Consider the following 16,492-nt stretch of genomic DNA (forward strand, 5'->3'; position numbering starts at 1 on the left):
GAGTGGGAGATTGCAGAGTAAAGCTTGACATCAAGCGGGCACAGCCTAGCCCTGAGACTAAACCGCGCCCGCGTTTTGCCGAGTGCTGCTTAGAAGGCGGCTTCTTTTTGCAGCAGGTCTTCCAGTTTTAGATCTGTGGGGGCTGCCCCTCCAAACACAGTGCCCACCTTACCCGTTTGGAAATGGGTCAGCGCAATGTTGTAGACCTCATCGGGCAGGGGCACGTAGCCTACCACCCTGGCCAAAAATCGGCCGTTGTTGAGGTAGTACTCTACAAACTCTTTGAGCTTGGGGTTCTTTTCAACCGAATCCGCGTTGACATAGATGAACAGCGGTCGCGCCAGGGGTTGATAAGTCCCTTCTCGAACCGCCTCTGCGGAGGGTTCGACCGGGCCTGCGCCGTTGTCGATTGGCACTGCCCGCAGCAGCGTGCGGCTTTCTTCAAAGTAGGCAAGACCGAAATAGCCCAAGGCATTGGGGTTGTTGCGAACGCCGCGCACGAGATCGTAGTCATTTTCGCTGGCAGTGTAGTCCTTGCGGCTGGCTCCGGTTTCACCCACGATTGCCTCGGTGAAGTAGTCAAACGTACCCGAATCGCTGCCTGCGCCGTAGAGTTCTAGCGGGCGATCGGGGAAGGTCGAGCGCACCTGGTTCCAGCGCGTAATCCGGCCTTCGGCACTGGGTTCCCAGATTTTTTTCAATTCTGCGACGGTCAGCGAATCGACCCAGTTGTTGTCTCGATGAACGGCCACCGTTAGCGCATCATAGGCGACGGGTAGCTCGTAGTAGCGAACGCCCGCAGCTTTGCAAGCATCCATTTCGCGCCTGTTGATGGGGCGAGAGGCGTTGCTGATATCGGTTTCGCCTGCACAGAATTTTCGGAAGCCTGCTGAGGTTCCCGAAAACGCAACTTTGACTTCTGGATAATCTTTGCGCTCGAAGGCGTATTCTTTAACGACTTCATCGGTGATGGGATAGACCGTGCTGGAACCGTCGATGGTGATGATTGCCTCGGCCGGGGCGACGGGCTTTCCGGTGGTGTCGGTGGCGGCGGGCACTCCGGGCGATTCTGTGATGACGGGTGGTGTGGGTACGCTACAGGCTGCGATGGTTAGGCTGGTGGCGATCGCCATCACTGAATATCGAACCAGAGAATATCGAACCAAAGAATTTTGCATCTTTTGCATCTTAGAAAGATTGCTGAGCGCTTGGATAATTGCTTTCATGGGTAGCCTTACTCCTGAGTTGCATCCAGGGCTAGACCAACGTTGGTCTGCTAGTGAACACGATTGTCCAATCGTGCAGCCAGGAAACCTTTGTCGGCAGGAACACAGACGCTTTAAGTTTTGTTTATAGCGATCGCAAAAAATTGCAAAAAACTTGTCTCAAACCTTAACTTGGCTGGGTTAGCAGCCCACCTAAAGCTTGACTGGAAAATCCGCCGGAGCTAAAACCTCTGCTCAGTTCGGCCCATCGTCCTCAACCTGCCAAATCAGCAGCCTGAGTCAAACTTGTGAAATAAACCTAGACAAACTAAGAAATATTGATACATCAAATAAAGTCGATGAGTCAAGCTGCAATGTAGCCTACAACACAGAAACTTTCAACGATTTATTAAATTACGCGCCTGAGCCAAAAAACCGCTCCAGAAGACCCCTAGCCCTCCGTCAGCGAACCCTGCTGCTGCTAGGCACAGGGACGACCCGGACGAGCCTGTCCGCAGCGGCGAAAATCTGCCAAAAACTGCTCCAATAGCGCAAATTGCGGCAGATTCAGGCTGTAGTATATCCAGCGACCCTCTTGACGAGCGATGACCAGCCCTGCTTCGCGCAGCGCCTTGAGGTGAAACGACAGCTTGGATTGCGACACATCTAGCACGTCGCACAAATCGCACACGCATAGTTCCTGAGTCCGCAGCGCGTCGATGATTTGCAGGCGCAGCGGTTCCGACAGAGCGTGAAATCCGGCAATAGTCTGGGCAGGAGTGAGGGCGATCGCTTCAGCCATTCTGAACTTACTGAACTTATAGGAGTCGTTGTGAAACTTGAGGCTCTTGGTCAGCAGCGCAACACCAGCACTACGCTCAAGTCCTTCCATTCTACGAGGTGTCTGCGAGTTGTCAGACAGATACCGGATACCAAAACGCTGGCTTGCGGCGATCGCGGGATCTGCTTGGGTCAGGGGTTGGAGTTATCAGCCAATTTGTTCAGCCGATTTGTTCAGCCAATTTATAGATCTCCAACCTACAAGCAAACGCCCAAACATAGATTCTGCCGTAGATCTGTTAAGATGCAGGTTCGCGGCACGCTATTCCAGTCTGAGGCCGCACTGGGCAATTCTAAGAACATTCCTCAGATCCTTTAGTTTCAGAGCAACTGGTTTTAACCAACGGATTTCAATCCAACGGGTTTCCATCCAATAGGTTTCAATCCAGTGCGCCAAGAATCTGTCCTGAAATACCCCTTTTCTCGATTTGCGGCAGACTGGCGTTTCAAACGGCGCAGATCGAATCTATTTTGGAGTTTTAATGTCCTTTTCTGATCTCGGTCTGACCGATGAAATCGTCCGTGCGGTGACTGCACGCGGCTACACTCAGCCGACTCCGATTCAAGCACAAGCCATTCCCGCCATATTAGCAGGGCACGACCTGCTGGCCAGCGCCCAAACGGGCACAGGGAAAACCGCTGGATTCACGCTGCCGATTCTGCACCTGCTGGCGGCATCGGGGCGTGGTGCTTCTCCTGGCAAGCCCATGCCGCGCGTTCCCGTGCGATCGCTCGTCCTCACGCCCACCCGCGAACTGGCCGCCCAGGTTGAAGAAAGCATTCGGGAGTATGGCCAGTTTTTGCCGCTGCGCTCCACCGTTGTCTACGGCGGCGTGGGAATGCAGCCCCAGGTGCAGCGGCTACGCGGCCGCGTTGATCTCCTGGTGGCCACGCCAGGGCGACTGCTAGACCATGTGCAGCAGGGCACGGTGGATCTGTCGCGGGTGGAAATTTTGGTGTTGGACGAAGCCGATCGCATGTTGGATATGGGCTTTTTGCCCGATATTCGCCGCATCCTGGCGCAACTACCCAAACAGAGACAGAATTTGCTGTTTTCTGCCACATTTTCCGACGAAATCAAGAAACTAGCCAGCGGGCTGCTTCATAATCCCGTCACGATTGAAGTGGCACCGCCCAACGCCACGGCTGACCTGGTGGCGCAAAAGGTGTATCCCGTCGATCGCCACAAAAAGCGCCAGCTCCTGACCCACCTGATTCAGCAGAACAACTGGTTTCAAGTTTTGGTGTTTACTCGCACCAAGCACGGCGCAGACCATCTAGTAAAGCATCTGGGCAATCATCAGATTCCCGCGATGGCGATTCATGGCAACAAAAGTCAGGCCGCCCGCACTCGCGCTCTGGCTCAGTTCAAAGACGGCAGCCTGCAAGTGCTGGTGGCAACGGACATTGCCTCTCGCGGCATCGACATTAGCGAACTGCCCCATGTGATTAACTTCGAGTTGCCGCATGTGCCAGAAGACTATGTGCATCGGATTGGGCGCACGGGGCGGGCAGGCACCGAGGGCGAGGCGGCCTCGCTGGTCTGCGTAGACGAGCTAAAGCTGCTGGCGGATATCGAAAAACTGATCCGGCGATCGCTCCCTCAGGAAATTGTCCCCGGCTTTGAACCCGACCTGAACGCCAAGCCGGAACCCATCCCTAACGGGCGCAATCGTCAGGCGGGCGGGCGCGGGCGATCGGGCGGCGGGTCAGGAAGTGGCTCAGGCGGCGGGCAAGCTCGTTCGCATTCTGACAGAGCGCCGGGTCGTGCGGCTGCCAAGGCTGGCCTGTCGGGACGGGGCGATCGCCCTAAACCCGGCAGCAACACAGACAGCACCGATCCCGGCCGCCGCCGATCTCGCCCTGGCTCTCCGGGTTCCCGTCGTTCTGCCCGTCGCCCCGCCAGCTAAGGCCAGGATCACAAGTAATTCAGCGGGTCAACGGGTTCACCGTTTTTGCGGACTTCAAAATGCAAGTGCGGCCCGGTCGAAAAGCCCGTAGAACCCACAGCGGCGATCGCCTCTCCCCGGCTGACTGCCTGCCCTTCAGATACATACACACGGCTGGCATGGGCATAGAGCGTGGTGATGCCGTTGCCATGATCGACAATCACCGATCGCCCGTAGCCGCCATACCAGCCCGAATAAATCACCACGCCGTGGTTGGCAGCGCGAATCGGAGTGCCCGTCGGTGCGCCGAAGTCGATGCCCGCGTGAAAGCGGCGATAGCCCAAAATTGGATGGACGCGATAGCCAAAGCCACTGGTCAGCCGCCCATCGGCAGGAATACTCATAATACCATTGCCGCGAATCACAATCCGGCTGCGCGACGCGGCGGCAAGGCGCTGGCGAATCAGGTTTGCCAGACTGGCGGAATCACGGGCCAACTGCTCCTCAGCTTCTTCCAGCGCTTGCTGATCCTGCTTGAGCCGGGTAATCAGCGTTTCCTGCGTGGCAGCCTGCTGCTGATATTCCGCCTTTTGAGACTGGAGTTCCTGAGTAATCAGGGCAATCTCGTTTTTCTGGCGCTCGACGGCGCGATGCCGGGCCACTAGCTCATCCGATTGCCGCTTGAGATCCACCAAAAACTGGTTGTCTGCCTGATAGACTCGCCGAAGCTGATAGCGCCGTTCTAGAAATTCGTTCAGGTTTTGACTTTGGAGCAGCACTGCCCAACCGCTGCTGTCCTTTTGTCGCTGCAAGAAGCGCAGCCGCGCCACAGTGGCAAACTGCTGCTGCTGATAACGCTCCTCTGCTTTTTCCAATTCAGCCTGAAGCTGAACCAAGCGCGTGTTGGCATCTTTTAGCTTCTTTTCATTCTGCTGAATTTGGGCAGTCGTCGTGTTGATTTTGTCTTCCAGTGCATCGAGCTTTTGCTGAGCAGAGTTTTCCAGATTTTCTAGCTGGTTGCGCTGCTGGTTCAGGGTCGATCGCTTTTGCTCCACCTGCTGCCGCTGTTGCCGGAGTGTGTCTATGGAGGGCGATGCCTGAGCAAGGATCGTGGGCAGGGCGATCGCCCCCGATTGAACCGTCCCCGATTGAACTGTACTTGATTGAACCGTCCCCGATTGAAGCACCGCAGATTGCGCCAAAACTCGCATTCCCGCACTTCCCAGCAGCAGCACCGCCAGCACCAGCGCTATCCCCGCAGAAGAGATGCCAGCGCGACGCTGCCAAAGGCGATTAAGACGATTCCAGACCCTCGATTGACCCACTGTAAGCTGTTGGTTTTAGAAAAGGATGCTCGAAACAGACTGACACCGCCGCTTAGCAGCAGCCACCACAGCGCCGACCCCAAAAACACACCCAGCACCGTTACCGTAGCCGCCAGTGGGTCACCGCTAGAATTCGCCAGCCCCAGCCCAGCAAACACCGCCGCAAAGGACATGATAGTTGCCGGATTTGTCAGCGTTAACAAAATTGTCGAAAGATAGGCACCCCATAGCCCAGCAGCCCGAATTTTGCCGTCGCTCGAAGCGGCCTCTGTGGCTGGCTGGGCGCGGAAGGTCTGCACCCCCAGGTAAATCAGAAACAGCCCGCCGATCAGCCGAAACCACCCGGCTTGACCAATCAGGATAGCAGAGATCAGGGTCAATCCGTACGCGGCGATCGCCCCATATATAGCGTCTGCTGTGGCCGCGCCCAAACCTGATAGCAATCCCGCCAGTTGCCCCTGAGCCAGGGTTCGCCGAATGCACAATACGCCGATTGGGCCGACCGGAGCGGCGATCGAAAACCCTATTAGTAGACTCCGGATAAAGAGAGAGGCGTTCATGAGTTTGGAGGTTCGCGATTGGAGGTTTGCGGTTGGGGGTTTGCGGTTGAGAATTTGCGTGATGAGATGGCGGGATAGTCGGGCGACCCATCACTCCCGAATGGGCAAAACGCTCGTCTCTTTCACCGTGGACAGCACAATCGTTGTGCGGGTGCGGAGGATACCAGGAAGGCTCTTGAGTTCGTCGCTAACCAGGCGTTCCAGATCTTTGGTGTGCTGGCAGCGGACTTTCAGCCAGTAGTCATCTTCTCCGGCGATGTGGTGGCATTCCTGCACTTCGGTGAGTTGCAGGACTTTTTCGAGGAAGGGGGCGCGGTGTTCGGGGCGCTCCAGCGTAACGGCAATGAAGGCAGTGAGGTGACAGCCTGCTGCCTCCGGATCGACCTGTGCGGTGTAGCCCAAAATCACGCCGCGTTCCTCTAGCCGCCGGACGCGATCGCCCGCCGCTGGGGCCGACAGTTGCAGCACCGTCGCCAGTTCGGCCCAGGTCATGCGGCCGTTCTGCATCAGGTGTCGAATCACTTTGGAATCGATGTCATCTAGGCTCATAGGTTTAACATAGCAAGATATTTTGAGCAAAAATCTTTTTTTATTAAGCAATCTGCGCTTTCAACTTTTGATGCCAGTATAAAATTTAATTGCCCGCCGCTCACATTTCCGCATTGTTTCCGCGTTGGGGAACTTGTCAGCATTCCGCACTCGTCCTCTATAGCTGGAGACTCTTGCGCTCCAAGCCTGGGAGGTTGGGGGGCTAGCCTTCCAGGCAAAAAATTTTCACCCGCTAATCTACATAGGGCAAATCAGGGCAAATCGCACAGGGCAGTTTGCGTAGGGCAATTTGCACAGGCTAAAGTCTGCCGAGCCAGCAATCTACAGGCGGGCTTGTCGCTAGAATGAAGAGAACCAGCGCGATCGCCCCATTCAGCGAAGATTTGCGCGGAATATTGCTCTCTGCCTGTTGCCATGTCTGCCAAAACGCCGCTCATTGGTCTGCAATCCGCCCACTTTCGCCACCCGCTCGATTTGCAAGCAACTCAGGCATTGCAGCAGCTTCCGGGGCTGGACTTAGCGATTCGCGGGCTGATGGGGCCGGTAGCAGAGCAGTTTTTTCAGCTAGAGAACCTAGCATCGGGGATTTTGGTGAGCGATCGCCAGTTGCCCCAGCTTCATGAACTCCTGCGAGAGGCGTGCCAGATCCTCGACCTGGAGCCGCCGCAGCTCTACGTGCGGCAAAACCCCACGCCCAACGCCTACACCTTTGCCATGCGCGGCAAGCAGCCGTTTGTGGTTCTCCACACCTCGCTGATTGATCTGCTAACCCCGGAAGAAATCCAGGCAGTGATTGCCCACGAACTGGGGCATTTGAAATGCGAACACAGCGTCTATCTGACGATGGCGAACATTGCGGTGCTGGCGGCGGGGCAACTGGGGCTGCCGCTGGGGCCGCTGGTGGCGCAGGGCTTGCAAGAGCGGCTGCTGGAATGGGTGCGCTGTGCCGAATTTACGTGCGATCGCGCTGCGTTATTGGTCGCGCAAGATGCTCGCGTAGTGGCCTCGGTGCTGATGAAGCTGACGGGCGGTTCCCCCACCCTCGCCAGCCAGCTTAACCTAGACGCATTTCTGGAACAGGCCCGCGCCTACGACGACCTCAGCCTCAGCGACATGGGCAAAATGCTGCGCGAAACCCAGACCGCCCAGCGCACCCATCCGGTTCCCGTGCTGCGGGCCCGAGAAATCGATCGCTGGGCCAGCAGCCAGGATTATGAAAAGCTGTTGCATCAGCGCCCAATCCCGTATAATGAAAAAGCCAAATCCCAGGGCGGGTGGCGAAACTGGTAGACGCACCACACTCAAAATGTGGCACCTTCGGGTATGCGAGTTCGATTCTCGCCCCGCCCATCTTAAAGACTCTGAAAGCGTCTGAAGAACAGTCTGAGGAGCAGAGAGTCTGAAACGCTGAATGGCTGCTAGCCTGAGCGCAACTACCTGGCTTAGGTCGTCGGTCTTGACTTAGTCTAAACGATTCTCCCGACCCCATTCGATACACTGGAGGTCAGGAGATGAAGTTTCAGAGAAAATCCTCAGGTTAATTCATGGTTGATGCGCTGTCATCTTCGCCAAGCCTGATCTCAGATGCCTGGGTGCCTGCGACCTGGGAAGTGTTTTTGGCAAGCTGCGATCGCCCAGAGGTTGAAAACGCCCAATGCTATTACGATGCGGGCTGGATGAGGATTGAAACGATGCCAACGGGATCGGCACACGGTCAAGACAATTCGATTCTGGCGGCAGTCATTACGCTATATGGCACCCTGCGTGACCTTGCCTATACTGCTTTAATCAACACCAGCTTCCGGCAACCGGGAGAGCGGGAGTGTCAGCCAGACTTGGCGTATTACATTGGCACAGATGCTGCCCGCCCACCCAAAAATAATCAGCCTGTGGATGTAACCGTTTGGGGTGCGCCGACCCTGGCGATTGAAATTTTCTCCAGCACGCTCAGCGATGACTTGGGGCAGAAGCGGCTGCTGTATGAGCGGCTAGGTGTACGGGAATATTGGGTGGTGAATGTGGAAGCAGCCGCAATCATCGCGTTTGAAATTGTGAGTGGTGGAAGTCGCCAGATCCAAGTTTCAACTGTGCTGCCAGATCTATCGCTGGCGATCGTGGAGGAGGCACTACGCCGCAGCCAAACGGAAGATCACGGTGCAGTGAATCGCTGGCTGTTGCATCAGTTTCAAGCCTTGAAGCACTGACATTCAATTTGTAGGAACTTGCCATGACCCAGGCCAGAACCACGTTTGCCAGCTTTGAGGAATACCTCACCTACAGCGATGCAGCGCCGCTGGAGGGTCGCTATGAGTTAATCGATGGGGAGCTAATCGAGTTGCCGCCAGAAGCTAGGATCAACAGCACAATTGCCGTGCGAATTTTGCTGGTGCTGGTCGCGGCGGGTGTTTCGGTTGATCTTGTCCACCCTGGCAAGTGTGAAATTCAGGTTCCTGTTTTGCAGCCCCGGGACTCGGCTAATCGCTATCCCGACCTGGTAGTCCTGCGTCCCGAACATCTGAAGCTAACGCAACGACGGCTGACGATTACGCTGGAAATGCCCCCACCGCGCCTAGTAGTGGAAGTCCTCAGCCCTGGCAAAACAAACCGCGATCGCGATGATGTGCGAAAGCGGGCCCAGTATGCAGCAGTCGGCATTCCCGAATATTGGCTAATTGACCCAATCGCGCAGACGCTGACGGTGCTGTCGTTGGAAGGAACCGTCTATCGAGAAGTCGGCACCTTTGGCGCAGGCGAGGCGATCGCTTCCGTTGAGTTTCCTGACCTGGCGATCGCCGTAGATCGGCTCTGGGACGAGGGTTAGGGGGATTCACCCCTGATTTACCCAAGGTATTTGCATCAAGGTTTATTAACTTATTGGCATCAGACCAGCGCTGGCATCTGTAATTTGTAAAAATGAATACAGAAATTTTTTCTGCTTTTTTTCGCTTCGGCGCGGGAAGAGCGCTTCTGTGTTGATTTTTTCTGCACTGATTTTTCATTAAGCCGGAGTCTGAAACTATGTCCCTTTACCCGACCGACACGGCGCGGCTGACGCTAGACCTAGAGCGGGCGATCGCCCAGGGTTGGAACCCAGTCTGTCGCATCACCTACAACCGGGATACGTGGGTCAATCTGCTGCAACCGCTCAGTGCCTACAGCTTCAATGAAGCCAAGCTGCTGTGCCAGGAGGCTTCTGGGAGTTGGGTGGCGTGGGTGCCGGATTATGGTGAGGTCGTGTTAGACCGGAGCGATTTCTACTGCTAGGGCGATCGCCGCTGAATCTGGTTTGAATCTGAATGCTTGAACCAGAGCCGTAGACCGTTACAAATACCAACGATGAACACCGACGCTGTGAACCCTGTAGTGGACTCTGTAATTGACTGGGAAGAGCTATTCGAGTATCTGCCCGGAACAATGGTAGAACTCAAGGAAAAACCTGGCGTTTTGTATCAAATTGAATTCTACGAAGCGCTGATGGTTCCCCCAATTTGGCTGGTGGGCGATCCGCGACCCCGCTATCCCAGCGATCTGCACATCGTCTCGCGGCGAGAGGTTCAGGTCTGTGAACTGGAGCCTCAGTCGGCGCTGGGCTAGACTTGCGCTGCCACGGCACATCGTCAATTTACTTTTTATTATCTTTTGTTACTTTGTTCTATTACTCTATTCATTTTATTCATTGCTTTGTTGCGTCGCGCCTGCGTTTTTCAGCCTGCGGGCAACCAACCTGGGGCTAGCCTATCTGACTCGCTTTTTCTAGAGCCGATTTCGACCCTAAACTTCGACCAGTTCTGGTGGAGCGCTGGGCAGGTCGCTCCAATCATACTCAGACAATCGGGCGATCGCCCAGTCTAGCAGTTCCAGCCCTTGCTCCAGATTTTCGATGACGGCCAGCTTGCCGCGCAGCACCGCCGCATCGGGAAACCCCTTGGCATACCAGGTCATGTGCTTGCGGGCCTGACGAATGCCGCGATCGCCCTTATACTCCCACAGCATTTCCAAATGGTCGCGGGCACACTGCATCCGCTCCACCGGATTCGGCGGCCGACGCACCTCGCCCGTTTTCAGGAAATGATCCACCTCACCCACCAGAAACGGATAGCCCAGCGTCCCCCGCGAACACATCACGCCATCTGCACCCGTCTCCTCCAGGCAGCGCACCGCCGCCTCCACCGAAAAAATATCTCCATTGGCAATCACCGGAATCGACAGCGCTGATTTCACCTTGCCGATCCACTCCCAGCGGGCGGGGCCGTTGTAGCCTTGAGCGCGAGTGCGGCCGTGCAGCGTCAGCATTTGCGCGCCCGCATCTTCCATGCGGCGGGCAAATTCCACCGCGTTGATTTCCTGGTCGCTCCAGCCGATGCGCGTCTTCACCGTCACGGGCACATTCACCGCCTGCACCACAGACCGCACAATCTCGCCCGCCAGTTCCGGCTGCCGCAGCAGGGAGGAGCCGCCGCCATTTTTGGTGATTTTATTCACCGGGCAGCCCATGTTGATGTCTACGGTGTCTGCGCCTTCGTCTACGGCCTTTTGCGCGGCCTCAGCCAAAAAGTCGGGGCGACAGTCAAAAAGCTGAATGCTAATTGGACGCTCGCTGGGGTCTACTTCCATGATTTTGGGAAGCTGCTTGACGTAGTGCAGCCCCGTCGCGTTCACCATTTCGGTGTACATCATAGAGTCGGGCGCATATCGCCGCACCAGCCGCCGAAACACCAGATCGGTCACGCCCGACAGCGGCGACTGCAACACGCGACTATTCACCTCAAAATTGCCGATCTTGAGCGGCGAGGCGAGGCGTTGCTGGAGTTCTGACGATAGCGTAATCATGGGCGGTTGACGAACGGCTGAGAGGGCACTTTACCCAACGACGGGCGATCGCCCGACTTTTCCCATTATGGCAGGTGAATTGCGCCAACACGCCCTCACTCCGGCTGCTGCAACACCCGAATCACATAGGGAAAGTACCCGTTATTGCGGTGAGAGCCGATCCAGATTTCGTAGCGACCGGGGAGCCACTGTCCAGCGATGCCGGGGTTGAGGCTCAGGTAATTATCGTTGCACCAGCTTCCGCCCGGCCCTTTGACGACGAGGGTCGTGTCTTCGGCGCTTTGCACCTGGAGGCTGAGAAACTCAAAGGGGGCCGTGAGCGTCAAAATGTGGTCGGGCTGGGTGTCTACGAAGCCGAGGCAGGGCCCCGTGGCGGTTTCGGGGCGGCCGGCCACGTCGCTGGCTGGAAGGGGGCCGCCGCTGATGCCGCGAATCGTTTTGGGGCTGGGGTCTGCGCCGGGGGTGAGGGTGAGGTTTTCAAAAATCGTGCTGCCGCCAAACGGAGTGGGCGATCGCCGCTGGGTGCTGCGGGGAAACTGGGATGCGGGGCTGGGGGGCGCTGGCACGGACTGCACAGGTGCTTCAGGCCGTACCCCAGGACTGGGTGAAGCTGCGGGGGGTTCGACGGGCGCGGGTTCACCTGGCTCTGGCTCCTCCGTCGGAAACGGCACCGCAGGCTGCAACGGGTCGGACAGGGTGGGCTGAGCCTGGGCGATCGCCCCAGTAGCAGATCCCAAAGCGGCGATCGCCAGCGGCAGAGCTGTCCAGAACAAAACCCGACGCAACGTTGCAGAATGAGGCATGGCAATTTGAGCGTTGAACAGCAAACAGTCCAGGGGATTCAGGGTAGAGCGCAGGTCAGGCGCAGATTAGGCAGGGGACTGGGCGATCGCCAGGGCCTGGTTCAGGCGGGCTTTGTCGATTTGCCGCTGATGCAGCAGCAACCAGGATTGCACCAGGTCTGGCCCCTGCAAGTCACCCGTCAGCGCCGCCCGCAGCGATTTCATCACCACGCCCTTTTTCACGCCCGCCGCCTGCACACCCTGCTGAATCACGTCCTGCACGGTGTCTGGTGTAACAGCGGTCGTGTCTAGCGCCGTCAGGATGCCCTGAAGCGCCGTGCCCACGCTGGGCTGCTGAAGCTGCTGCGTGGCTGCGTCGGTAAAGCCCACATCCGGCACGAACAGGTAGCGGGTCATCTCCACTGCGTCGTTCAGCTTCACCAGGCTGGGGCCGACGAGGGCGGCGACTTGTTCTAGCCAAGGGCGATCGCCCGTCGGGTCAAACTCGTAGCCCGCCGCTTGCCACAGGGGAATCAGCAGGTCGGTCAGTTCACCGAGGGGCTTGTGATGCAGGTATTGGCTATTGATCCAGTTGAGCTTGTCCCAGTCAAACTTGGCTCCGGCCTTGTTGACTCGATCAAAGCTAAATTGTTTCGCCGCTTCTTCCAGGGTGAAAATCTCCGACATGCCCTCCGGCGGCGACCAGCCCAGCAGCGTCATGTAGTTGGCGATCGCCTCTGGGGTATAGCCCATGTCGCGAAAGTCGGAAATCGACGTAACCCCGTCTCGCTTCGACAGCTTTGCGCCCGCCTGGTTTAGGATCAGCGGCGTATGCCCAAATTCTGGCACGGTCGCGCCCAGCGCCTCGTACAGCAGGATTTGCTTGGGCGTGTTGCCGATGTGGTCTTCACCGCGAATGACGTGGCTAATGCCCATGTCGATGTCGTCCACCACCACGACGAAGTTGTAGAGCGGTGCGCCGATTTCGCCAGCCGCCGATGCGCGGGCAATTACCATATCGCCGCCCAGGTCGCGCCCCTTCCAGGTGACCATCCCGCGCACTAGATCAGTCCAGGAAATTTCCCGGTCGTCGTCGATTTTGAAGCGGATGACAGGCTGGCGACCCTCGGCGATGAAAGCGGCTTCCTGCTCTGGCGTTAAATCCCGATGGCGATTGTCGTAGCGGGGCGCTTCGTTGCGGGCTTTTTGGGATTCGCGCATCGCGTCCAGTTCTGCGGGCGTGTCGTAGGCGCGATAGGCTAGCCCCTTGTCCAGCAATTCCTGAATTTTTTGGCGGTATAGCTCGGTGCGCTGGGTTTGAAAGATGGGCCCCTCGTCCCAATTCAGCCCCAGCCATTTCAGCCCGTCGAGGATGTTGTCGGTAAACTCAGAGCGCGATCGCTCTAGGTCAGTATCTTCAATCCGCAGCACAAACTGGCCGCCATTGTGACGGGCAAAGAGCCAGTTAAACACGGCAGTACGAGCGGTGCCGATGTGGAGCTTTCCGGTGGGACTGGGCGCAATGCGAACTCGAACGGACATGTTGTAAGGGTTAGGGGTTAGGGATTGGGGGTTAGGTGGGCGACAGGAGATGGAGTGAGGGAATTGATGGCGATCGCCTCAGCAGCACCCAGTGACACTCAGCAACCAACCTTAAAGATTCTAGCGATTCATGGAACCTTAGTATTAGCAGGAGTTGTGTACATCTCACTTTTCAAGTACTTCTCAAGATTTCTTGAACCTGTGTGAGAAAGCGCTCCGCGCAGGCGATCGCCGCTTGAGTCTCTGATGTATCAATCGTTTTCAATTCTCCATAGTCTGCAATCTGTCGTATTTCGGCTAACCAATTCAGGTCACGCCCATACTGCCTATCCAAAATTCCTGGTTTCACAAAATGCAAGCTAACAGCACGCAGAACACCAGTATGACTACCAAATGCCAGATCTTGAGAGAGCAGCAGGGCTGATGCAGCATAGTAAGCTCTTGATGCCGCCTCGTTTAAGAAGCCAGCATCTTGCAGCATCTTTGCCGCTTCCAATGACGAGTCAGCACGACCTAAATTTGCCTGAACTTCTTCAGAATGGTTTACAACACGAGGCCTTCCCGCAAAATGTTGCGGTAGAAGCGACTCACGCCTTGCTCAAACTCGGTTGCGTCGGCTGGTTTTGCAGAAATCCAGTATGGCGCTTCTAGCTGAAGCGGATAGAGCAAGTCCACAATGGCGCGCAGCTCTTGAAAGGAATTGATGGGTGGAGCCAGCAATATCAGCAGATCAATATCACTAGTTGGGGTCAACTCATTTCTAACGGCAGAGCCGAAGACAATCAGAGACTTTAGCCTTTCGCCATAATGCTGGCTCAGCAGGTGTTTACACTCGATCAGCGTCGCTTGTAAATCTGCACAAGAGTTCGCACCTTGATCTGAACCCTGGTCTGCACTTGGGGTTGCTTGATTGGACAGCATAGCACTTGCCCACATTGCCTCCCAAACACTACCTGCTTAAATCAAATGCCTGCTCAAGTAAAACTCTAAAACGGGACCGACGGGGCTCGAACCCGCAACTTCCGCCGTGACAGGGCGGTGCTCTAACCGATTGAACTACGGTCCCTTGCGCTTTGTGCGCCCTTTGAAAGACGCAATCTCTATTGTGTAGGTCTGGGAGCCTTTTGTCAAATGTTTTGAGAAACTTTTGGATATTTTTTGGAGAACAGGCTGAGGCTCGTTCCTAATGCCCTTGATCCGCCTGAATTTCCTGCACTTTTTCGGTGATGAATGCCACCAGCCAGTCTTTGACGCAGTGGGTGGCGCGGCAGTCGTCTTCGTTATAGCGCAAAATCGATTCGAGAAACGCGCGATCGCCCGTTTGCAGCCATTGTGCATACCAGAAGATGGACTGTGCGCCGTTGGCTTCTGCATCGCGCCAGTTGAACCCCAGCCAGCGGGCGATCGCCTTCAGCGCGTAGCTCTCGACGGGCAGCAGCGCCACCTGCGTCACCCAGTCGTGCAAATCCACAAATCGGGTCAGCAAATCCTCCACAACCTCTGAGGCAGGGCCAAACAATTCTCCCAAACGGCGCACCGTCTGCACCTCGTAGGGGCAAAAATGAAAAATCGGCGCGTCAGGATAGCGCTGAAACAGTTCCATCAACTGGTTCCAGGCGAGACGCTCGTCCTCTGGGGTTTCCGCCAGCAGCGCGTAGAAGGTGTTGTGCCCCTGGCCCCGATCCACCACCAGCACGCCATGCAGATACACCACGTTTTGCTCTGGCGCGGACTCAATATCGAAATACAGTTCGACCTCCGCAGTGGGCAGGCGGCGATGAGTGACCAGTTCCAGCAGCGCCCCATGAGACAGCGACGGATTCAGCAGCGCCTCCTGATTCAGCGTTGCCTGGGCCTGATGCACCAGCTTGTGCGCCACGGCCGGCCCAAAGCCAGGAAGCATTTCCAACTCCCGGACGGGCGTGGCCGCTAGCGCCTCCAGCGTGGTGATTTGCATTTGCTTGAGGTAAACATAGCGGCTGGGCGTAACGCCGGGGAGCAGGGAGAGGTGGCGATCGCCCGTTGCCAGCCCATAGCAGAAGCTATACCAGTGGCAGAGGTCGCAGCGGTTGTGGGCAATAAACACCTCTGGTTCCCGCTGGGCGATCAGCATTTCAGCACAGGCGTAGAGAATTTCCTCCATGCGCGGCACGAGATCCACCAAATCCACTGCATAGGGACCACGCTGCCGCAGCATCAGCCAGCTTGTGTCGCACCACGCACCCTGCACCGCCGCCAGCACGTAGGCATGAAACGCCGCCATCACCTGATAATCCAGCTTAGGGCGTTTGCCCAGGCGGATATCCGTCGGCACATACATCCAGTCGCCAAAAACCGACTCGCCCGGATGCCGCACCAGCAGATCAGGGCAACTCACCAGCATCACGCCATCGCGGTATTCCGTCAGCAGCACGCCGCGAGAAATCCGCTCTACCCCCTGCTGCATCAGCGTCAGCGTGGTCTCCGCGCCCGCCGCCCAGTTTGACCGGGGATAATCTGCTTCGTGAATCACCGCATCCTGCAAAATTTCGCGGCGGTGGGCCAGGCTGTCTTGCCGCAGCTTCAGCAGATAGTCACTGGGCGCATCGCAATATTCCAGGTCGCCATAGCGGTCGAGGTAGGCGCGGCGATGGCAGCGCTGAAAGCTAAACAGCAGTTCGTCCGTGAGCCAGATCGTATGCGGACTCAGATTATGCAGACTGGGATTATGCAGACTGAGAGCATGTGGACTGAGAGCCGCGTGAAGTGCAGCGGGTTCTCCCTGCGCTGGCAATATCAACTGCCTGCGATAGGGCCCTGACGGGCGATCGCCCGCATGTTGCCCCGCGTATTGTTCCGTGTGTGACTCGGCGCATTGCCCGGTGCATTGCCCAGCCTGTTGCCCCGGACATTGCCCCGAATAGTGTTTGGTATAGGTCTCCGCAGACGGTCGAAAACTCGCGTCAGATTTAACACTTTCAGGCATCGAAA

General features: G+C 56.8%; 16 protein-coding genes, 2 tRNA genes and 1 pseudogene. 7 read left to right on the plus strand and 12 right to left on the minus strand.

Translation table 11 applies throughout. From position 1 onward, the window contains the following. Positions 1 to 89 precede the first annotated feature (89 nt). Together HPC62_RS11050 and HPC62_RS11055 are read right to left on the minus strand one after the other, a co-directional pair. Positions 90 to 1,178 carry a PstS family phosphate ABC transporter substrate-binding protein gene (locus tag HPC62_RS11050; RefSeq protein ID WP_205369636.1) on the minus strand — a complete coding sequence of 363 codons (1,089 nt, stop codon included), beginning with the start codon at positions 1,176 to 1,178 and terminating at the stop codon, positions 90 to 92. A gap of 508 nt (positions 1,179 to 1,686) precedes the next feature. Next, positions 1,687 to 2,007 carry an ArsR/SmtB family transcription factor gene (locus tag HPC62_RS11055; protein WP_172358903.1) on the minus strand — a complete coding sequence of 107 codons (321 nt, stop codon included), beginning with the start codon at positions 2,005 to 2,007 and terminating at the stop codon, positions 1,687 to 1,689. Positions 2,008 to 2,527: 520 nt separating this feature from the next. Between HPC62_RS11055 and HPC62_RS11060 the strand changes: the two genes are divergently transcribed. Then, complete coding sequence (locus HPC62_RS11060) at positions 2,528 to 3,955, plus strand: DEAD/DEAH box helicase (RefSeq protein ID WP_172355635.1); 1,428 nt, start codon at positions 2,528 to 2,530, stop codon at positions 3,953 to 3,955. 8 nt (positions 3,956 to 3,963) lie between these two features. Here HPC62_RS11060 and HPC62_RS11065 read toward each other — a convergent pair whose 3' ends face one another. From HPC62_RS11065 to HPC62_RS11075, 3 genes are all read right to left on the minus strand, one after another. Continuing rightward, a complete protein-coding gene (locus HPC62_RS11065) occupies positions 3,964 to 5,259 on the minus strand; it encodes a murein hydrolase activator EnvC family protein (RefSeq protein WP_172355637.1) in 1,296 nt (431 codons plus the stop codon). Further along, positions 5,184 to 5,819 carry a LysE/ArgO family amino acid transporter gene (locus HPC62_RS11070; RefSeq protein ID WP_172355639.1) on the minus strand — a complete coding sequence of 212 codons (636 nt, stop codon included), beginning with the start codon at positions 5,817 to 5,819 and terminating at the stop codon, positions 5,184 to 5,186. The genes HPC62_RS11065 and HPC62_RS11070 overlap by 76 nt, the downstream gene beginning before the upstream one ends. A 90-nt stretch (positions 5,820 to 5,909) precedes the next feature. Beyond that, positions 5,910 to 6,368 carry an Lrp/AsnC family transcriptional regulator gene (locus tag HPC62_RS11075; protein WP_172355641.1) on the minus strand — a complete coding sequence of 153 codons (459 nt, stop codon included), beginning with the start codon at positions 6,366 to 6,368 and terminating at the stop codon, positions 5,910 to 5,912. A gap of 414 nt (positions 6,369 to 6,782) precedes the next feature. Between HPC62_RS11075 and HPC62_RS11080 the strand changes: the two genes are divergently transcribed. From HPC62_RS11080 to HPC62_RS11105, 6 genes are all read left to right on the plus strand, one after another. Beyond that, entirely contained in the window at positions 6,783 to 7,658 is an 876-nt protein-coding gene (locus tag HPC62_RS11080; RefSeq protein WP_172355643.1) for a M48 family metallopeptidase, read from the plus strand. Beyond that, positions 7,637 to 7,718, plus strand: a tRNA-Leu gene (locus tag HPC62_RS11085). The genes HPC62_RS11080 and HPC62_RS11085 overlap by 22 nt, the downstream gene beginning before the upstream one ends. A gap of 194 nt (positions 7,719 to 7,912) precedes the next feature. Further along, on the plus strand, positions 7,913 to 8,572 hold the full coding sequence (locus HPC62_RS11090; protein ID WP_172355645.1) for a Uma2 family endonuclease: 660 nt from the start codon (positions 7,913 to 7,915) through the stop codon (positions 8,570 to 8,572). A 23-nt stretch (positions 8,573 to 8,595) separates the two neighbouring features. Beyond that, positions 8,596 to 9,189, plus strand: a complete 594-nt coding sequence (locus HPC62_RS11095) for a Uma2 family endonuclease (RefSeq protein ID WP_172355647.1) — start codon at positions 8,596 to 8,598, stop codon at positions 9,187 to 9,189. Between the two features lie 197 nt (positions 9,190 to 9,386). Beyond that, a complete protein-coding gene (locus tag HPC62_RS11100; RefSeq protein ID WP_172355649.1) occupies positions 9,387 to 9,632 on the plus strand; it encodes a hypothetical protein in 246 nt (81 codons plus the stop codon). 72 nt (positions 9,633 to 9,704) lie between these two features. Continuing rightward, the gene (locus tag HPC62_RS11105; RefSeq protein WP_172355651.1) at positions 9,705 to 9,962 is read left to right on the plus strand and encodes a hypothetical protein; all 258 of its coding nucleotides are present in this window, start codon (positions 9,705 to 9,707) and stop codon (positions 9,960 to 9,962) included. A gap of 177 nt (positions 9,963 to 10,139) precedes the next feature. Here the strand turns inward: HPC62_RS11105 and dusB are convergent, their stop codons facing one another. From dusB to HPC62_RS11140, 7 genes and pseudogenes are all read right to left on the minus strand, one after another. Next, positions 10,140 to 11,198: a tRNA dihydrouridine synthase DusB gene (gene dusB / locus HPC62_RS11110; protein ID WP_172355653.1), complete on the minus strand. Its 1,059-nt coding sequence runs from the start codon at positions 11,196 to 11,198 to the stop codon at positions 10,140 to 10,142. Between the two features lie 95 nt (positions 11,199 to 11,293). Continuing rightward, entirely contained in the window at positions 11,294 to 12,001 is a 708-nt protein-coding gene (locus HPC62_RS23425) for a hypothetical protein (RefSeq protein WP_225910630.1), read from the minus strand. 66 nt (positions 12,002 to 12,067) lie between these two features. Further along, positions 12,068 to 13,522: a glutamate--tRNA ligase gene (gltX, locus tag HPC62_RS11120; protein ID WP_172355655.1), complete on the minus strand. Its 1,455-nt coding sequence runs from the start codon at positions 13,520 to 13,522 to the stop codon at positions 12,068 to 12,070. A 172-nt stretch (positions 13,523 to 13,694) separates the two neighbouring features. Further along, positions 13,695 to 14,027 (minus strand): annotated as a pseudogene (locus HPC62_RS11125) (HEPN domain-containing protein); the annotation flags it as partial. Between the two features lie 38 nt (positions 14,028 to 14,065). Then, the gene (locus HPC62_RS11130; RefSeq protein WP_172355659.1) at positions 14,066 to 14,443 is read right to left on the minus strand and encodes a nucleotidyltransferase family protein; all 378 of its coding nucleotides are present in this window, start codon (positions 14,441 to 14,443) and stop codon (positions 14,066 to 14,068) included. Between the two features lie 71 nt (positions 14,444 to 14,514). Further along, a tRNA-Asp gene (locus HPC62_RS11135) sits at positions 14,515 to 14,588 on the minus strand. 117 nt (positions 14,589 to 14,705) lie between these two features. Then, positions 14,706 to 16,487 (minus strand): TM0106 family RecB-like putative nuclease, encoded by a 1,782-nt coding sequence (locus HPC62_RS11140; RefSeq protein WP_225910631.1) that lies wholly within the window; start codon positions 16,485 to 16,487, stop codon positions 14,706 to 14,708. Positions 16,488 to 16,492 lie beyond the last annotated feature (5 nt).

Origin of the sequence: Thermoleptolyngbya sichuanensis A183 (assembly GCF_013177315.1) — a bacterium.
Lineage (GTDB): Bacteria > Cyanobacteriota > Cyanobacteriia > Elainellales > Elainellaceae > Thermoleptolyngbya > Thermoleptolyngbya sichuanensis.